Below are 18284 nucleotides of genomic sequence, written 5' to 3'. Positions count from 1 at the left end.
AGTGGCATCTTTTTTCGCCTTCCTAGGAGGCATGCAAAAACCTCAATGCCAAGCATAACTCATTCACCATTAGGGCATCGTGCAGCTACCCGATACCAATCAACATTCACTAAAGCGGCAAATGCCCATGACTGCTATTTCAGGATCATGGCATTTGCCGCTTTTTTGCCTATGTATAACGACTTATTAGTCTCGTGAATTTGCAGATAAGTTTTTAATTGTGAAACATATCAAGTAAAATGGACTTAATTCCAAAAAAGTATGAACATTTTTGCACTAGTGAACGCGTTTTAGATAAGGAGAGACACATGGTGAAAGGCACATTTATCACATTCGAAGGTCCAGACGGTGCAGGCAAGACCAGCGTTTTGAAGACGTTGATCCCGCAACTCGAACAGCACGTGCGGGTGCCATTGCATTTGACCAGAGAACCAGGCGGCGCAAAGATTTCCGAGACCATTCGCGAGGTCATTCTCGACCCTGCCAACACTGCTATGGATGCGCGGACTGAAGCACTTTTATACGCGGCGTCGCGTCGACAGCACTTGGTTGAAGTGATTCAACCAGCGTTAGCACAAGGCGACATTGTTGTCTGTGATCGATTTGTCGACAGTTCAGTTGCCTATCAAGGTGGTGGTCGAGAAATTGGGCCGGATGCCGTTTTGAAAATGAACCAATTTGCCACTGCAGGACTGGAGCCGGCTTTGACATTGTATCTAGATGTGCCAGTTCAGGTGGGACTTGACCGTATCAAGTCCCATCAAAACGAGCGTCAATATGATCGACTTGATCAGGAAAGTCTGGCTTTTCATGAACGCGTTCATGATGCATACATGACACTGATAGTGGATAATCCTCAGCGAATCGTGTCGATTGATGCAACTGAGCCACTGGAAAAGGTTGTTGCCGCTTGTTTTCAGACCATTACTCGTCGTTTTCCGGAACTATTTAACTAAGTGATAACCGTCATCGCGGTCAAGGAGGGCACGCATGAAATTAATTCTCGCAATTGTTCAAGATAAAGATAGCAACTTGCTTAGCAGTCAATTTATTGATGCTAATATCCAGGCAACTAAATTATCAACGACTGGTGGCTTTTTAAAAGCCGGTAATACAACCTTCATTATCGGGATTGCTGACGATCGGGTCGATGAAGTTCTGAAGATTATCAAAGAGACTTCCCAAACCCGCCAACAATTCATGACACCGCCAGTCAATCTTGACGCCACGTCTGACAGTTCGATGGCCTATCCGGTTGAGGTTCAAGTCGGCGGTGCCACCGTCTTTGTCCTACCGATCGAAGCCTTTCATCGCTTCTGATGACCAAGTTTTTAATTGATTCGCTTCAGCCTAAACTCGTGGCTCAGTTTGCGCGAATCATTGACCGCAAGCAATTGGCACAGTCGTATTTGTTTGTGGGGCCAAAAGGGGCTGGCAAGCTGGCCTTGGCTGAGTGGATCGCCTTGCGCCTATTTTGTCAAAATGTGCAGGATGGTGCGCCATGTGGCCAGTGTCCTGAGTGCGAGCGAATTTTGAATCATAACCACCCAGATGTGATGGTGGTCAAAACAGAAACGCAAAGCATCAAGGTTGACGATATTCGCGGGTTGAAGCAAGAAATGAGCAAAACCGGGGTCGAAGGCAATCAACGTGTGTTTGTTGTTGAAGATGCTGATAAAATGACAGCAGGTGCGGCAAACTCCTTATTGAAATTTTTTGAGGAACCAGTGCCTGGGATGACCGTGATTTTGACTGCAACCTCGAAAAACCAACTTTTACCGACCATTTTGTCGCGGGCACAGGTTATTACATTCCAAAGCCCTGATCGCTCAGCCGTGATTGCAAAGCTAGAAGAAGGCGGGGCAACCTCGCAAATGGCACGAGTCGCAGGCCGATTGACTGGCAATGTGGCTGATGCGCAGGCCTTGTTGGCGTCTGCAACATTTCAAGACCGGGTGACGAAGGTTTTCCAGTTACTGGAGCGTTTGGCGGATCACGATCCGGAAAGTTTTGTTCGGGTGCAGACGCAACTGCTGCCGATTGCTAAAGATGCTGATAGTCAGCGTCAAGTGTTGGCGCTGATCGGCTTGGCCTATGCTGATGCATTGAATCAACATTTTCAGGTAACATCAATGCAACAACTGGACTTGCCGGCGATCGGCGTCTTGGCTCAGCGATCAAGTGAGCAACTAACCACGGCGCTGCAGGCTATTTTAACGGCGCAGGTGCGATTGAGCCAGAATGTTACGTTTCAATCCGCAACAGAACAGTTAATGCTTAAACTATTAGAAGGGTGATCTTGTGGAAAAGAAAGAATTATATGATGGCTTCTTGACCCTTGAAAAACATGCCCAGCAGATGCTCAGAGAAATCGCCGCTATGAAGGACGATATGGCAGAAACGCTTGAACGCAATGCTGAACTTGAGATCGAAAACAAGCATTTGCGTCAACATTTGGCAGAATTAGAAAAAGATGACAATAAAACCAGTGATGGTGGGGTTGAATTGTCTAAGTCGAAGCAAAATCTTGAAAGTCTGTATAATGAAGGCTTCCATGTTTGCCCGATGTTCTATGGCCAGCGCCGGGTCAATGATGAGCCATGCGCTTTTTGTACTGAGATTATTTACGGGGAGAATTGACTTGGAGCAACAACGAAGCTTCGGTTCACATACAACAGGCACACTTTATCTGGTGCCAACGCCGATTGGCAACTTGGGCGATATGACAATTCGTGCGATTGAAATTCTGAAAACAGTCGATTTGATTGCAGCAGAAGACACGCGGCACACGCAAATGTTACTAAATCATTTTGAGATTAAAACTAAAACGATTTCGTTTCATGAACATAACACACAGATGCGCATTCCTGAGCTGTTGGCTAAGTTGGCAAACGGCGAGACAATTGCTCAAGTCAGCGATGCCGGTATGCCGTCGATTTCTGATCCAGGCAAGGAATTGGTACGCGCAGCCATTGATGCCGGTGTGCCAGTGGTGCCATTGCCAGGAGCCAACGCCGCGACAACTGCGCTGATTGCTTCCGGCTTGCCGCCGCAGCCGTTTTTGTTCTACGGCTTTTTACCGCGTAAAGTTGGGGAGAAAAATCGCGAATTGGAGAAGTTAGCCCATGAATCAGCCACCTTGCTTTTTTATGAAAGCCCACATCGGGTTGGCAAAACGCTGGCAGCAATGCAGACTGCTTTTGGTGATCGACAGGCGGCTTTGGCCCGTGAGTTGACGAAAAAATTCGAAACCTTCATTCGCGGTTCATTGTCGGCATTACAAACTTATGCCGCTGGTGACCTAAAAGGCGAGTTTGTGATTATGGTAGAAGGTGCGGCTGATAAGCCAGCAGTTGATGTGACGGTGCCTTTAAAAATGCAAGTTGAGGCAATTGTGGCCACTGGTGCCAAACCAAATGCAGCGATTAAATTAGTCGCCAAACAAAATGGCTTAGCGAAGCAAGTGGTGTATGATGCTTATCATGAGTTGGAAAAATAAGCAAAGCGTGAGATCTGGTGTGTTTAGAAACAGGCTTATGCGAAGCCAACCGGATTCTGTGCCAGCAAGTGTGATTTAAGGAGGAGTCATCCTAATGGGAAAGGTCTACGAAGATGATTACCGGATTCCCGGTTTTGCGGGTGATCGGTATGGTCGCGCCGGATTGGCAAATATGATGAATGTCATGTTAGAAATTTCGGAGCGCCAGTTAGAGACGTTGCATGCCGGGATGGATGCAATTAATGAATTTCAGGCTGGTTGGGTGATCACGCAGTATCATATGGATATTCAGCGGATGCCGCGAATTGAGGAACCATTGCGCGTGGGGACCGAGGCGACGACTTACAATAAATTCTTTACTTACCGGGATTATTGGATTGACGATGCGCAAGGGCAGCGCTTGGTAACAGTGAATAGCAACTGGGTCATCATGGATCTGCGCACCCGCAAAATTGTGGACGTGATTCCGGAACTGGTGGAGCGTGTCGGCGCGGTCAGTGATCGCAAAATCAAGCGATTTCCGCGGCTTAAAAAGATCACCACCCCAGATGGTCAAGAAGATTTTCATGTCCGCTATTTTGATATTGACAGTAACGGACACGTCAACAATGCTCATTACTTGGAATGGATGGAAAATAGTCTTGGCTATGATTTTTTGAGTACCCATACGTTACGCGGGGCGGATATTCGGTATGAACGTGAAGTCGCGTATGGCACGACGCCTGTTGCCCAATATCAGCATGATCCGGATGATCCCACCAAAACTTTGCACCGCGTCGTAACCGGCGAACAGGTCAACGCAGAAGCGCAGATGATTTGGCAGGATTTTAAAGCATAGTAAAACGGCACTAAGCAAAAGTCTCTTTTTTGCTTAGTGCCGTTTTTGCGTTGCGGTCTTCGAAATCGAGGATAGTCCCAGCTATTTGTTAATTGTCAGCTAACAGCATTATCCACGAAGTCGGCTAGATCCTGCCCCTGTTTGCCGTCACTGAGGCCGACTTGCAACTTGATTCGTGCCTTTTGGCCATTCAAGCCTTGACAGAAAATGATGCCCATTTTCTTAAGTTGCACACCACCGCCTTCGTAATTGTAAACGGCTTGCGCAACACCATTAAAACAGCGGGAAACGAGAACAATCGGGATGTTGCGATCCAGCAGCCGTTGAATGGCAGGTAAGGTGCTCGGCGGTAGATTGCCGGCACCGAGCGCTTCAATCGTCAAGCCGTGGGTATCTTCAGGCAGTGCATCGAACAAGGTACCATCCATGCCAGCATATGCTTTGATGAGGAAGACCTTGTCGACGAGGTGATCAATCGCACAGATTTCTTGATTAATCAGTTCTTGAAAGAATCGGACGCCATCTTTGGTGACCAAACCGACTGGACCGAATGTTGGTGTTCGGAAAGTAGCCACATTGGTCGTGTGCGTCTTGGTCACGAACCGAGCGGTATGAATTTCGTCATTCATGACAACGAGCGTTCCCTTATTGCGTGAGTCGTCGCTGGCAGCCGTTTTAATGGCGCTTTGAAGGTTCTCCAGACCATCGCTGCCGATTTCGTTACTAGAGCGCATAGCGCCTGTCACGACCACTGGCATCGCCGAATCAAGGGTCAGATCAAGAAAATAGGCGGTTTCTTCCAGCGTATCCGTCCCGTGAGTGATCACGACGCCATCGCTGCCTTCTTTTTCCGCTTGGCGGATGCGTTTAACTAGTTCTAGCATCCGTTCTGGGGTCATGTGCGGGGATGGGAGGTTGAAAATTTCTTCAGTGGTGAGTTCGACGTCAGCAGGGACAAAACTGTCAGCACCAAGTAACGGGTTATGTTGGCTGGGCATAATGTCACCTTCGCTATTTTCAGTCATCGAAATGGTACCACCCGTATGCAAAACGAGAATATGTTTAGTCACGGTCATATCTTCCTTTCAAACGTTGTCGCATTTCATTATACGGCTCTTTATGCAGCCGCGAACAGCTAAAGTCAATGGCGCGAACACCCATAATTAGGTGTAAAAAAACACTTCTAAAATGAAGTGTTGAGGGAATCCCTTTTCAGGGAGTATGAGCAACCAGAAAGATATGATTACGAGAATCTATTTTAGCGAATCAATCTGGCAGCTAACTTGGTAAAAACCAAGAAAATACCGAGAAAATCGTGAGATATTTTTCACGTCAATTTTCACCTGTGATCACAAAAAATGTGAATGCGAACATTTCGGGGGTTCCCTTTCCACAACTTTCGGTGTACGATATGTCTCGTGACAAAATCTAGGAGTAGGAACCTGCGCGTTAAGTGCTGCCGGAACGGAATGTGAACGGCAGACGAAGACAAGTGTCGCGGTGCAGGTGCCGCATTCGCCTGATATTTAGGCGTCTCCGAAAAAAGGAGATTGCAGCTTATGCAAGTATTATCGTTTAGTAGTCCCAAGCTTTCCACCCGGAACATGGTGTATATGGCCATGTTGATGGCGATGCAAATCGTTCTGGGCCGTTTCTCGTTCGGAACCCCTTGGCTCAAGATTAGCCCAGCGTTCTTTGCCACGATCCTCATGGGATATTATTTTGGCCCATGGTTGGCGGCCGGCGCTGCTGCGCTGAACGATCAGTTGTCAATTATGATCTTCAGTCCGGGAGCCAACTTCCCGGGTTTTACCATCAGTGCAGCCATTGCGGCAATGCTTTACGGTATGTTTTTCCACGGTAAGAAGGTAACGGTTCTTCGGACATTGCTCGCTGTCGGCATGGTTTTGTTGATTAGCAATATCATTTTGACAACACTATGGTTAAACATCATGGGTACGCCATGGCAAGGTATTATCTGGCCGCGAACGATCAAGAACGTGGTCATGTTGCCAATCCAAACGGCACTGTCTTATGGAACGTTAAAAGCCATTGAGCGAATTCGTCCCCACCTTTGATTGATTTGCTATAAAAGCAAGCGCTTTGAACAAGCCAGTCATAGATCGTATTTTTACATTAAAAATAGCCCCAGACAGATTGACCTTCTGAATGTTTTTACGATGGTCGGCTTGTCTGGGGTTTTTAATTGTTGGCAATCTGCCATATCGAGTATGTGCCCCAAAGTGGTCAACATGAAACCTAACTGATAGAATAAGAAAACTCAAAAAAAAACAGAAGGGCTGGCTGCTATGTTTGCTGGATTAATCATTGTGGTTGTGTTGGCGTTGGTAGGGACAGGAATTTGGGCACTGCAGTTGGAACGGAAAATCGTGACGATGCAATTAGCAACACACAAGATGATGTTTCCGAACCAGGTGCGCAGCGGACGCAAGACTTACATTCGTAATTTGTACCGTGAGAATACAATTGCAAAATGGGTGCGGCGATTGGGACTGATAAGCAGTATTGTTGGTGGCTTGGCGCTTGCATATGCCATTGGCAATCAGTTTTATAGCGAATTTGGTCAATTACCCATCATCGGCAACTTCTACGTCTTTCCGACTGACTATTTAACTGAACGTGATCATGCACTATGGGTGCTGGCCGTGGCTGCCATGATTGCAGGTGTTGCTTGGTCATGGCTAGCCAAGTGGCTCCGTGATGCCTTGCTGGCGGCAAATAAAACAACTGGTGTTCAAAGCGCCACCGATCTCTACTGGACACCAGATGAGATCATTCATCAACGGTTATGGTTAAAAATCGCACTGCAAGGTTTACACGTTGTTGGCAGTGTGCTCCTGCTCATTGCAGCAATGACAGGCATGCTACCGAATCCGGGAGAGGCTTGGTTTTAGGATTTGAGCATAAAAAGGTTTGAAGCTGTTTGTACGGGAATTCCCGAATAATGTAGGTTTAAATAATTGAATCATAAATGATAATGGTCTTTCTGCTTTTTGCTTTCCGGTAGAAAACAGAGAGTTGGCGGAGCGGTGATGGGCTCAGTGGTGAGATTGGTCTTAGCGGAGTGGTTTTCTCCGCTTAGACCAAGGCCAGACTTTGAAACCGCGCATTTTGCGGGTTCAAAGCTGTGCCCACCACTCTAGCTTCGCGGTCGCCACCCCGAATCGCCGCGGAGCCAACTCGGAGTACCGGAAACCCCAAAGCGTAGAATAGAATTGGTACCAGAGGCTCAGAGGCTTGTGTGTAAGTAACTCAGGGAGTGAAGGAAAAACAGTTATCGTTCAGCTCGGAGGTTTCTAAACGCGCCAGCTCACGCTCTGCTCTTATTTGTGATAGAATATTGCCATGATTATGCCATGAGAAGGGAGGGTCTATTGATGCGATTATTAGCGCTTGATACTTCAAACGAAGCGATGTCAGTTGCTGTGTTAGATAATGATAAGTTGTTGGCGCAGACGACGATTAATCGAAAACGGACGCATAGTGAGCAACTACTGCCAGCGATTGATGATTTAGTGGCTGCTAGTGGCCTGCAGCCGGAGGACTTGGATAAGATTATTGTCGCAGATGGACCGGGATCCTATACTGGCATTCGAATTGCCGTGACGACAGGGAAAACATTAGCTTACACATTAAACATTGCCCTAGCTGGCGTTTCCAGTCTGGCGGTGCTTGCCGCCAACATCACAGATACAAAAGCGATGATTGTGCCAATTATGAATGCGCGCCGCAACAATGTGTTTACAGGTGTCTACCAATGGAACAAGGGCCGGCTGATCAATGTGGTTACAGATCGGCACGTGCCATTAAAACTACTGCTCACTGAATTAGCCACTTTGCACCAGCCGGTGATCTTTGTCGGCAGTGATGCGGCTATGTTTCGGGCTCAGATTATTGAGACCTTGGGCGGATTAGCGCAATTTGCACCGAGTTGGCTAAACTTGCCACAAGCATTACGTTTAGGACAATTAGGGAAAGATCTGCCGCCTGTGTCTGTTTATGATTTTGTGCCGCGTTATCTGCGGCTGACCGAGGCGGAACACAACTGGTTGGAAGCACACCCCGGCAGAGGACATGATGTTTATGTTGAGAAAGTTTAAATCGTGGTTCGATCGCACGACACCTGATGAATTGAGCTTTAAGCCACAAACGATCACGGTTCGCAATAAAGAGTATTTACTGCGGCGTATGACAGAAGACGATGTCGATGCAGCATTAGCGATTGAGCGACGGATTTATCATGATACACCATGGGATCGTTACGCTTTTTTCTCTGAGTTGCGTAAAGTTCGGCATTCGTTGTATTTGGCTGTTGAAGATGCCGGTCAGTTAGTCGCATTAATTGGCACCTGGTTTACCTTAAGTGAGGCCCATGTGACCAACATCGCGGTGGACCCAGCATACCAGCACATGGGTCTGGGACGTTTTTTGATGCAGTTCATGATTGGCCGGGCGATTGATTATGGCAGTCAAAAAATGACGCTTGAAGTGCGGACGAATAACGACATTGCTAAGCATCTGTATCGGTCGCTCGGTTTTCAGGACGGGAAAATTAAAAAAGGTTATTATGTCAGCAATCACGATGATGCACTTGATATGTATCGGCCATTGCCGTAATCGATCATTATCGTCGTTGTAGAGGAGAACAATGTGGCGGCAAGGGAATTAATTTTAGCGTTTGAAAGCAGCTGCGACGAAACCAGTGTGGCTGTCGTTGAAAATGGTGACACAATCTTATCGAACATCATCGCCACACAAATTAAAAGTCATCAACGATTTGGCGGTGTTGTTCCGGAGGTAGCCAGTCGTCATCATGTGGAACAAATTACGTTGGTTACAGATGCAGCGTTGAAAGAAGCGGGCGTCACTTATGATGATTTGACCGCGGTGGCAGTCACATACGGCCCAGGGCTGGTAGGCGCATTGTTAATTGGGGTGACGGCTGCCAAAACCATTGCCTACGCTCATCATTTACCATTAATTCCGGTTAATCACATGGCAGGCCACATTTATGCCGCCCGTTTTGTGAAGCCGCTTGCGTATCCATTACTGGCACTGGCGGTTTCAGGCGGTCATACTGAGTTGGTTTATATGCGATCAGCTGGGGAATTCGAAATCATCGGCGATACACGTGATGATGCCGCCGGTGAGGCTTACGATAAAGTTGGTCGGATTCTGGGCATTCCATATCCGGCTGGTAAAGAAGTTGATCGGTTGGCACATCTTGGTCAAGACACTTTCCATTTTCCACGGGCGATGGATAAAGAAGACAATCTTGACTTTAGCTTCAGTGGCTTGAAATCGGCTGTTATCAACACGGTTCATCACGCCCATCAGTTAGGCCAAGAGCTCAGTCGAGAAGATCTAGCCGCGAGTTTTCAAGCGGCGGTTGTCGATGTTTTGGTTCACAAAACGCAAAAGGCACTGCATCAGTATCCGGTTAAACAACTCATTGTGGCCGGTGGTGTTGCAGCCAATCAAGGGCTTAAAGAAGCCATGAACGAAACCTTGGCTGTGAATTTTCCAGATGTCGATGTGATTGTGCCGCCACTTCGCTTGACGGGTGATAATGGCGCAATGATTGGCGCGGCTGCTCATATTGAATGGGCGAAGCAGCATCTTGCTTCAGAAAGCTTGAATGCTGATCCAGGATTGAGCTTTACCCACGCTTCATAATAAATGCAAGGCCGACAGCGATTTCGTTGACGCCGCCTAACTGTTTTGGTTAGACTTATCTTATAGATAAGTTTGTTAACGAAAGGATGATTCCCATGGCTGAAAAAACGATTATGTTGGTCTGTTCCGCCGGTATGTCAACCTCAATGCTGGTACAACGGATGAAAAAAGCAGCAGAGGCAGATGGCCTTGATGTTGATGTTTTCGCAACGGCAGCAGCAGATGCTGATAATAAACTTGCATCTGAACCCGTATCTGTCCTGATGCTCGGCCCGCAAGTACGCTTTATGGAAAGTCAGTTTGCCGCTAAAGTTGCTGGTACTAATATTCCTATGGCCGTTATCGACATGCGAGCCTATGGGATGATGGACGGTGAAAAGGTTTTGCGGCAAGCCTTGGCGTTGATTGATGAGAAGGCTTCGAGTAAGTAGACAACAAAAATGGTGTTGGAACATCATTGACAGTTAACAATAGGCGAATGATTTTTCCGTAAAAGGAAAATCATTCGCCTATTATTTTCTCGGAGATATTTTTTAAGGCTCAAAGATACCAGTGCCAAGGCGGAGCAATCGTAGGCCAGATGGGCTCGAAGCGCCGTCACAGCACTAGCTATGCGTCGCCACCCCATCTGGCCGGAGATTGCGGAGTTTGGCACGACCAAGGACCATCTTTGGCCGTGCCTATTTTGAATTTAAAGAACAGCAGTTTTAATTGTTATCAGCATGCATATCTTCCAGTTGAATGCCCTTTTCTTCCCAAGCGTCTTCAACTTTAGCTGTTTGTTTTTGAACTGTTTCGAGTTCTGTCTGCAGTGTTTGCATTTTGACATAATCACTGAGGACGTCTGGTGCAGTCATCGCTTTTTGAATTTTGGCCTCTTGTTGGCTAAGATCTTGAAGTTGCTGCTCTAAATCATCCACTTCCCGCTGAAGTTTGCGTTCAGCGCGGGCGTCTTCTTTGGACTGCTGGTAAGAGGTCGCACCAGCAGTTTCAGTTTTTGCCGTTGGCTGAGCAGCGGCTGCGGCGGCTGCTTCTGCCTGAGTTTCGGTGAGTTTTTCTTGATAGTAATCCCAGTTGCCCAGATAAGTAGTGCTGCCGGTCGGGGCAATAGCGACCACATTTGTTGCCAACTCGTTGATGAAGTACCGGTCATGCGAAACAAATAAGACAGTCCCGCTGAAGTCTTTTAAGGCCTGTTCTAGGACTTCTTTGCTGTTGATGTCCAAATGGTTGGTCGGTTCATCAAGCACTAAGAAATTATCGTGTTTCAACGCTAATTTAGTGAGTTCCAGCCGCGCTTTTTGGCCGCCAGATAAGGCACTGACCGGTTTTTGAATGTCGTCCGCCAAAAAAAGGAAGGCCGCGAGCACGGACCGGACATCCTTCTCAGGCATCATCGGGTGATCGTCCCAGATTTCGTCAATGACAGTGTTTTTAGGGTTAAGCTGTTGAATTTCCTGATCGTAATAGCCTACGTCGACATTGGCGCCAAACTTGGCATCTCCTTTAAGAAAAGGAATTTTTCCCAAAACACTTTTCAGTAAAGTAGATTTACCGACACCATTTGGTCCGATGATCGCAATTCGGTCAAACTTATTCACTTGAAAGTCAATCGGGCCAGCCATGGGTTTGTCCGGCTCATAACCAACTGTCGCCTGCTCGACTTTTAAAACTTCATTACCGCTTGGTCGCGTTGGGGTAAAGTTAAAATGCACCGTCTTATTATCGCCAGCAGGTTTTTCAAGCACATCCATTTTTTCTAATTGTTTACGTCGAGCTTGAGCCTGTTTGGTGGTGCTAGCGCGGACAATATTCTTGTCGACAAAATCCTGCAGCTTGGCAATTTCTTCCTGCTGCTTATTGTAAGCCTTCCAAGCTTGAGCTTGACGATCAGCTTTTTGCTTGAGATAGCCGCTATAGTTAGTTTTGTAATGTGTCGCGTGGTGATGATCTAATTCATAGATCTCAGTGACCACGTGATCGAGGAAATATTGGTCATGACTGACAGTTAAAATAGCGCCCGGATAGGTTTTTAAGTACCCTTCAAGCCAACTCAAGGTTTCAATGTCAAGATGGTTGGTGGGTTCGTCAAGGATGATCAAGTCGTGTTTTTCGAGTAGCAGCTTCGCCAGCGCCAATCGAGACCGCTCACCGCCAGATAAAGTGCCAACCGGCTTGTCATAAGTCGTTTCGCCGAACTGAAAACCATGTAAAACGGAACGAATTTCGGCTTCATAGCCATAACCATTTTGTTCGTTAAAGTCATGTTGCAATTGATCGTATTGTTTCATCGTTGCCGCAAAAGCTTCTTTGTCGGCGATGAGTTGCGGATCACCGAGTTTAACTTCTAAGTCATGTATTTGCCGAGCCATCGCTTGTAATGGTGCAAAGACCGTCAGCATTTCTTTAAAAATCGTTTTGTCAGAATCAAGTCCTGAATTCTGTGCTAAATAACCAATTGACAGGTTCTTCATGGTTGTGACCTGACCAGCATCGGGTGGGGCAATACCAGTCAGGATCTCCAGCAGGGTCGTCTTGCCAATGCCGTTGGGCCCGACTAAGCCAATGCGCGCGCCGTTTTGAATTTCTAAGTTGACGTTAGCAAATAATTCATTGCCGTTAAAACTGCGGCCAACTTGTTGCGCCTGCAAAATGATCACAGGGATACCTTCTTTCACAATAATCGTTAGAACCTAATATACCATAGTTTCGTTCATCGGCGCGCGTTCCCCGATGGTCCCTGGATAATAAAAAATTTGCTTGTGAAGATGTATCCGCTTGCCTTCACACTATAAACCAGCTAATATAAGCAAGAGATACTATGTTGGACAGCTCACATGTTCTGCGTGGGAATACTTCTACAGGAGGCTTGCTTATATGGCGGAAACAATCATCCCCAAAGCAACGGCAAAACGCCTGCCCGTGTACTACCGTTATCTGAATTTTCTAGCCAATTCCGGAACAACCAAGATCAGTTCGACTGAATTGTCGGACGCAGTGAAGGTTGATTCGGCAACTATTCGGCGTGATTTTTCATACTTTGGTGCATTGGGTAAACGCGGTTACGGCTATGATGTCGTCGATCTACTTAATTTCTTTAAAAAGATTCTGAATCAGGATCGGTTAACCAATGTCGGGTTAGTCGGTGTTGGCAATCTTGGTCACGCGCTGTTGAATTACAACTTTCGGCAGGCAAACAACATTCGGATTAGTGCTGGCTTTGATATTAATCCCGAATTAGCTGGTACCATCCAAAGCGGTGTCCCAATCTATCCCATGGATGAAATGATCAAACAGATCAAGGATCAGCAAATCGAAATTGTGATTTTGACGGTGCCGATTGATGCTGCGCAACACATTACGGATGATTTGGTTAAAGCAGGGATCAAGGGCATCATGAACTTCACCCCGATTCGCATCTCTGTACCAAGTTATGTTCGCGTGCAAAACGTTGACCTAGCAACAGAATTACAGACGCTCATTTATTTCTTGGAGCATTACGGGCCGACTCTAAAAGAACCAGAAGCATAATTTGTCGAAAACGCCGCTAGTCGGCGTTTTTTGTTTGGAAAAAACGTGAGAGCAAGTCGTTCGATAAGACTTGCTCTTTTCGCTTGCCTTTTTAAGTGTACTACGTATAATAGTACACATAATACGAAAGGGGGCGTGGTCATGGCGACTGATCCGTATGCCCATTTGGCTTACTACGAGCGCCTTGTGTTGCAAATTAAAGCACAAGTGGTGCAAGGCGTGCTGCTGCCAGGTGACAAATTGCCATCGGTGCGAGAGATGGCAAAACAAGAGCAGCTCAATCCCAACACGATTGCAAAGGCCTATAAGCAGCTTGAAGCAGATGGCGTGATCTATGTTGAGCCAGGACGCGGCTCGTTCATTGCCGAACCGTTAAGGCAGGCCAATACAAAAGATATTGCGGCATTTCGGCCTAAATTTGATGCCTTAGTGGTTGAAGCGCAGAGTTTGGGGATCAGCATTCCCATTCTGCAGGCATGGCTCAATGAGAAGGAGGGACAAGCATGAGTTTAACGATCACAAAATTGCAAAAAAAGATTGCCGATCAGGCTGTACTGAATAACATCACATTTTCCTTATCACTAGGGCAGGTGGTCGGGCTTGTCGGGCCTAACGGTATTGGGAAAACGACCATCTTCCGAACAGTGACGCATCAATATCGTGCGGACGGGGGCACCATTGAGTTGGATGAACAGGACTTGACCGACCATCCGGAACAACGCGAAAATCTTTTTTACCTTGATAATCAACATCTCTTCTTCCGTAAATACCGGCTGGATAAAATCGCCGGCGATTATCAATTGCTCTATGCGACGTTTGATCAAGCGCGGTTTATGGCGCTAATCAAAAAGTTCGGCCTGCAAGGATCACAACGTTTTCAGAGTCTTTCAAAAGGTTACCAGGCATTGGTGATGGTGGCGTTGGCGCTGGCGAGCGGGGCACCGTATGTTTTTCTGGATGAACCATTTGATGGGTTGGATTTGCTGATTCGCGAGCGGATTGTCAATTTGGTGGTAGATGCTGTTGCTGATGGTAAACGAACCTTTCTCATCGCCTCACATAATCTAGTCGAATTAGACGGCTTGTCAGATCGCGTTTTGTTCGTTAAAGCCGGTCGGATCAGTCAGGACTTGACGCTAGAGGACGTCAGACAGCAGGCGATCAAGCTGCAGTTAGTTTTCAAAACCAAGGCGATTCCTGATGTGATCAGGGAACAAGGTCGGATTCTGACCATTCGTGGACGCGTGATCGAAGCGGTTTTCCCGCATTTCACACCTGAAGTCAAGGCCGCGATTGCCGCCGAAGAACCCGTGCTGAATGAGAGTTTGCCGTTATCGCTATCTGATTTATTTAAAGTTGAGTTTCGCGCCAAAAACGCGGAGGTGAAATAAATGGGTGAAGATCGTTTATTGAAACTGGTAAGATCGCGACATAAAGTTTTGTTGCGGGTGATGGTAGTCTTTGCACTGTTGCTGTCAGCGGTGAATTTGGGTCAAAGCATACAAAATTATCATAACGAGCAAAAATACGTCATGGACTTAGCGCAGTTTGAAGAAAGTAAACAAGAGGCCAAGAAAAATCACCTTACTTTTTATAACAATAAAAGTTATGAAGAGTATCGGGAAGACCAGCGTCATCTTTTTATTCCAAATCAAAAAGGGCAACTTTTGTCTGACCTTATTAGTGGTCGCTTTTTCACGGTTGTCTCGTATTTGATTCCGCTAATAGTCGGTTTAGCAATAGCCAGTATTGACCAAGCGAGTGGTTTTAATGCAGCCATTTTCAGTAGTGGGTTTCGCCGAAGAAGGGTATTTGCAACACGTTATTGGTATGGTTTTCTGAGTCTTCTTGGTGTGATGATGCTTGGCTCAGGGATCACCATCATAGGTTATTATGTTGCCATTCCTGCTATGTATGTCGGATTGAGTGGGATGAATCTTTTAGGTGTTTTGCTCATGAATATAGCGGTTGTTAGTTTCATGTATACAATCGGCACCGCCATTGGTACGATTTTCGCGTCACCGTTTTGGATGGGGGTCTTCGGGCTGTTCGGTACGTGGTTTGGGGCAACTGCAGCAGATCGACTGATCTATTCAACGATGCGGTCGAATCCAGTCCGGTTATCAGGCAACAACTTATTTTTTGCCTACTTTATTGCCGCGATGGTTATCAGTATTATCGGCTATTTTGCGACGCGGTGGTTATTTGACCACATTTCGCTGGAAAATGCGGGCAATGTTCTCTTACTGCCAAAATTACGCTGGGTGGTCATGATATATGCATTGGCTGTCATACCATACGGGCTTGGTCAGTGGCTGTTAAACAATGAGCTGCTTTCTTATACCGTTTCAATCATAGCCATTCTTGCTCTTGGTTTCTGGTGGTGGTATCGGGAACGACCCCAGAAGAAACTTGCTTGAATCTTGAATTTAAGCGCAAAAACACCCGCGGACAGTGAAATCTGCGGGTGTTTTTGAATGATCAATCATACGGGGTAAAGATAATGTAGTTTTGGTCCGTGGTTGCCTTAAAGTCAAACTGCGTGTTCTTCGCATTTTGTTTTGTCTCTTCATTGCTGATGGTTTCGGTTTGCAGCCCCAGAGCTGTCCGAAGTTTGTTGGAGATTCGTTGCATCTCAGCGTCGGAAGCAATCTGGTAAGCACCATCACCGACCCATGCGTTGACACCTTGCAAATGATCAGTCGAAACTGTTTTGGCGGCGTCACGGTAATTCAAGAAAATACTTTGCATATCATCAAAACTCATATTCGTGGCAATATTTTTTGAGATAGTGTCCATGAGCTTGGTAAAATTGCCAAGTGATCCAACAGAAATTGCTTTTTTGAGAATGGCCTTGATGACTTGTTGCTGCCGCTTCTGTCGGCCATAATCGCCCTCTGGGTCAGAGTGACGCATCCGTGAATATGCCAGCGCCATATTGCCATTGAGATGCATGGGGCCTTTCGTGAACTTCTGGTTGCCAGTGTATGGATCCTGAAAGGAAAACGGTACGACGACATCAATACCGCCGACAGCATTGACGACTTTTTCAAGCGCACCCATGTTGATTGTTAGGTAGTAAGAAATCGGGACATTGACCAGCTTGGAAACAGTGTTGATCGCCATGTCCGAACCGCCAACGTTGTACGCGGCATTGATCTTCTGCATGTTGAATTCCTTTGTGCCAATTAACTCTGCAGCGGTGTCACGCGGGATACTGACCATGGTTGTTTTCTTGGTTTTAGGATTAACGACAGCAACAATCATGGTATCAGAGTTGCCCTTTTCAATCCGACCATCAGCACCAGTATCGACGCCTAGTAGCAAAACGGCGAACGGCTTCTTGTTAGCAATGTCGGTACTGACATGTTTGGTCGCATGATATGTATTATTGATGGCATATTTTGCCTGACTGTATAACCGCAAGGCATACGCACCTGTTGTGAACAGACCAACCACAACGATTAGGCCGATCAATTTGCCCCAGCGAAAACGCCTCGGCTTCTGTTGTTGTTGGCGGCGATTAGAACGTGTCTCCATGTTTGAACTGCTCCTTCACAAAATCATTATTTCTATTATAAGGGATGAAAGCAGGGGTCAAGGTTAATATTCGATTACGATTATAGGGTGTGGGCGAGATAGTAAAGCCAAACCACCCACAAAGATCCAAGGCGGGCGATAATAGCCGTGCTGACTGCGCCAGTGTGTCGATAATCATATGCAAGAACAAGTCCAACCAATGTGGCGCTTAACCAGTGTCCACCCGGTTGCGTTAAAGCAAACAGGAGACTAGTGATCAAGGCACCGCCAAAGATACCGGTGACATTCACAAGATTACCGAATAGAACTTTGCGATAGGTTAGCTCTTCCAACACAGGAATAGCCAATCCGATCACTAGGAAATACCACGGATTAGTTGCCATACTGGACAGCTGCTGGTGAATCAGGCTGCTAGTTTGCGGTATTTTGAATAAAAATGTTTCTAGCCATGAACCCACAAGCTGAGCGACCAAAACGCCAACGATACCGATTAGTCCCCAGAAAACCCGTTGTTGTGGGGCGGCAACCCCAGGTTCTTCGATGGCGTTGGCAATGACTAACTGCCGCTCACTGAATCCAGCGGCAATCATCGCCAGCACACTGATCACAGTAGCAAGACCTAAGCTGAGTCGGCCAACGGGTAAGATTTGGAAAATCAGCAAGTTACCAATCAGCGCCACTAAATAGGCACCAATAATGGAAAGTCCATGTTTTTGTAGTGACATAAAGAGCTCCTTTAAAAAAATGTCTGGAATAAGTATAACATTCCACGGTTTGGGGTTGCATTCAACCGTAAAACTCGTTATAGTTACTTCTGTAGTTAGCACTTAGACATAACGAGTGCTAAATCAAAAAATGTAATGTGGAGGGATTGCCTTGTTAAAACCATTAGGAGATCGCGTGATTGTCGAGGTCGTTGAAGAAGAGGAGCAGACAGTTGGCGGCATCGTTTTAGCCAACAACGCAAAACAAAAGCCGCAAACCGGCAAAGTTGTTGCAGTAGGTGAAGGCGCTTTGACACCAGAAGGCAAGCGTTTGCCAATGGCCGTCAAAGTTGGCGATACTGTATTATACGACAAATACGCCGGCTCTGAAGTGAAGTATGAAGGTCAAGACTACCTTGTATTGCATGAAAAAGACATCATGGCAATTGCGTAACTAAATAATCGATCAATTTTG

At 46.6% G+C, this 18284-nt stretch carries 21 protein-coding genes and 1 riboswitch; of the genes, 17 read left to right on the top strand and 4 right to left on the bottom strand.

The genetic code is table 11. The annotated features are described in order from the left end of the window. The first annotated feature begins 311 nt into the window (after nucleotides 1-311). The 6 genes from tmk (at nucleotide 312) to LBPC_RS11285 (ending at nucleotide 4337) form a co-directional block, all read left to right on the top strand. The gene (gene tmk, locus LBPC_RS11310) at nucleotides 312-956 is read left to right on the top strand and encodes a dTMP kinase (RefSeq protein ID WP_016365525.1); all 645 of its coding nucleotides are present in this window, start codon (nucleotides 312-314) and stop codon (nucleotides 954-956) included. A 34-nt stretch (nucleotides 957-990) separates the two neighbouring features. Next, nucleotides 991-1320 (top strand): cyclic-di-AMP receptor, encoded by a 330-nt coding sequence (locus tag LBPC_RS11305; RefSeq protein WP_003567098.1) that lies wholly within the window; start codon nucleotides 991-993, stop codon nucleotides 1318-1320. After that, a complete protein-coding gene (gene holB / locus LBPC_RS11300) occupies nucleotides 1320-2297 on the top strand; it encodes a DNA polymerase III subunit delta' (RefSeq protein WP_003588621.1) in 978 nt (325 codons plus the stop codon). Before LBPC_RS11305 ends, holB begins: the two co-directional genes overlap by 1 nt. 4 nt (nucleotides 2298-2301) lie before the next feature. After that, nucleotides 2302-2640, top strand: a complete 339-nt coding sequence (locus LBPC_RS11295) for a DNA replication initiation control protein YabA (protein ID WP_003567092.1) — start codon at nucleotides 2302-2304, stop codon at nucleotides 2638-2640. 1 nt (nucleotide 2641) lies between these two features. Beyond that, on the top strand, nucleotides 2642-3499 hold the full coding sequence (gene rsmI, locus LBPC_RS11290; RefSeq protein WP_003603168.1) for a 16S rRNA (cytidine(1402)-2'-O)-methyltransferase: 858 nt from the start codon (nucleotides 2642-2644) through the stop codon (nucleotides 3497-3499). Nucleotides 3500-3593: 94 nt separating this feature from the next. Continuing rightward, on the top strand, nucleotides 3594-4337 hold the full coding sequence (locus LBPC_RS11285) for an acyl-[acyl-carrier-protein] thioesterase (protein ID WP_003567089.1): 744 nt from the start codon (nucleotides 3594-3596) through the stop codon (nucleotides 4335-4337). A 95-nt stretch (nucleotides 4338-4432) separates the two neighbouring features. On the opposite strand, the gene LBPC_RS11280 is transcribed toward LBPC_RS11285, so the two are convergent. Continuing rightward, nucleotides 4433-5413: an asparaginase gene (locus LBPC_RS11280; RefSeq protein ID WP_003603167.1), complete on the bottom strand. Its 981-nt coding sequence runs from the start codon at nucleotides 5411-5413 to the stop codon at nucleotides 4433-4435. Between the two features lie 352 nt (nucleotides 5414-5765). Beyond that, nucleotides 5766-5860, top strand: a riboswitch (THF riboswitch). 36 nt (nucleotides 5861-5896) lie between these two features. Here LBPC_RS11280 and LBPC_RS11275 point away from each other — a divergent pair. The 6 genes from LBPC_RS11275 (at nucleotide 5897) to LBPC_RS11250 (ending at nucleotide 10465) form a co-directional block, all read left to right on the top strand. Then, entirely contained in the window at nucleotides 5897-6415 is a 519-nt protein-coding gene (locus LBPC_RS11275; protein WP_003567081.1) for a folate family ECF transporter S component, read from the top strand. A 231-nt stretch (nucleotides 6416-6646) separates the two neighbouring features. Next, entirely contained in the window at nucleotides 6647-7252 is a 606-nt protein-coding gene (locus LBPC_RS11270; protein WP_003661866.1) for a hypothetical protein, read from the top strand. 483 nt (nucleotides 7253-7735) lie between these two features. Further along, nucleotides 7736-8458 (top strand): tRNA (adenosine(37)-N6)-threonylcarbamoyltransferase complex dimerization subunit type 1 TsaB, encoded by a 723-nt coding sequence (gene tsaB, locus LBPC_RS11265; RefSeq protein ID WP_003567077.1) that lies wholly within the window; start codon nucleotides 7736-7738, stop codon nucleotides 8456-8458. Continuing rightward, complete coding sequence (gene rimI, locus LBPC_RS11260; RefSeq protein WP_003567075.1) at nucleotides 8442-8975, top strand: ribosomal protein S18-alanine N-acetyltransferase; 534 nt, start codon at nucleotides 8442-8444, stop codon at nucleotides 8973-8975. Before tsaB ends, rimI begins: the two co-directional genes overlap by 17 nt. Nucleotides 8976-9008: 33 nt before the next feature. Next, nucleotides 9009-10034 carry a tRNA (adenosine(37)-N6)-threonylcarbamoyltransferase complex transferase subunit TsaD gene (gene tsaD / locus LBPC_RS11255; RefSeq protein WP_003567073.1) on the top strand — a complete coding sequence of 342 codons (1026 nt, stop codon included), beginning with the start codon at nucleotides 9009-9011 and terminating at the stop codon, nucleotides 10032-10034. A gap of 95 nt (nucleotides 10035-10129) precedes the next feature. Further along, entirely contained in the window at nucleotides 10130-10465 is a 336-nt protein-coding gene (locus LBPC_RS11250) for a PTS sugar transporter subunit IIB (RefSeq protein WP_003567071.1), read from the top strand. Between the two features lie 276 nt (nucleotides 10466-10741). Here the strand turns inward: LBPC_RS11250 and LBPC_RS11245 are convergent, their stop codons facing one another. Further along, nucleotides 10742-12694: an ABC-F family ATP-binding cassette domain-containing protein gene (locus LBPC_RS11245; RefSeq protein WP_003580616.1), complete on the bottom strand. Its 1953-nt coding sequence runs from the start codon at nucleotides 12692-12694 to the stop codon at nucleotides 10742-10744. 217 nt (nucleotides 12695-12911) lie between these two features. Here LBPC_RS11245 and LBPC_RS11240 point away from each other — a divergent pair, with 217 nt between their 5' ends. The 4 genes from LBPC_RS11240 (at nucleotide 12912) to LBPC_RS11225 (ending at nucleotide 15985) form a co-directional block, all read left to right on the top strand. Continuing rightward, entirely contained in the window at nucleotides 12912-13565 is a 654-nt protein-coding gene (locus LBPC_RS11240) for a redox-sensing transcriptional repressor Rex (RefSeq protein ID WP_003567066.1), read from the top strand. A gap of 141 nt (nucleotides 13566-13706) precedes the next feature. After that, complete coding sequence (locus LBPC_RS11235; protein ID WP_003567064.1) at nucleotides 13707-14072, top strand: GntR family transcriptional regulator; 366 nt, start codon at nucleotides 13707-13709, stop codon at nucleotides 14070-14072. Then, on the top strand, nucleotides 14069-14956 hold the full coding sequence (locus tag LBPC_RS11230) for an ATP-binding cassette domain-containing protein (RefSeq protein WP_003603162.1): 888 nt from the start codon (nucleotides 14069-14071) through the stop codon (nucleotides 14954-14956). Before LBPC_RS11235 ends, LBPC_RS11230 begins: the two co-directional genes overlap by 4 nt. Further along, nucleotides 14957-15985: a hypothetical protein gene (locus LBPC_RS11225; protein WP_003580611.1), complete on the top strand. Its 1029-nt coding sequence runs from the start codon at nucleotides 14957-14959 to the stop codon at nucleotides 15983-15985. A gap of 61 nt (nucleotides 15986-16046) precedes the next feature. Here LBPC_RS11225 and LBPC_RS11220 read toward each other — a convergent pair whose 3' ends face one another. Continuing rightward, on the bottom strand, nucleotides 16047-17105 hold the full coding sequence (locus LBPC_RS11220; RefSeq protein WP_003576133.1) for an LCP family glycopolymer transferase: 1059 nt from the start codon (nucleotides 17103-17105) through the stop codon (nucleotides 16047-16049). An 80-nt stretch (nucleotides 17106-17185) separates the two neighbouring features. After that, nucleotides 17186-17830, bottom strand: a complete 645-nt coding sequence (locus tag LBPC_RS11215; protein WP_003567053.1) for a CPBP family intramembrane glutamic endopeptidase — start codon at nucleotides 17828-17830, stop codon at nucleotides 17186-17188. Between the two features lie 151 nt (nucleotides 17831-17981). Between LBPC_RS11215 and groES the strand changes: the two genes are divergently transcribed. Beyond that, entirely contained in the window at nucleotides 17982-18263 is a 282-nt protein-coding gene (gene groES, locus LBPC_RS11210; RefSeq protein ID WP_003567052.1) for a co-chaperone GroES, read from the top strand. The last annotated feature ends 21 nt before the right edge of the window (nucleotides 18264-18284 follow it).

The organism is Lacticaseibacillus paracasei subsp. paracasei, assembly GCF_000829035.1.
GTDB lineage: Bacteria > Bacillota > Bacilli > Lactobacillales > Lactobacillaceae > Lacticaseibacillus > Lacticaseibacillus paracasei.
The sequence above is the reverse complement of the archived record's forward strand: the minus strand, read 5'-3'. Positions and strand labels throughout refer to the sequence as shown.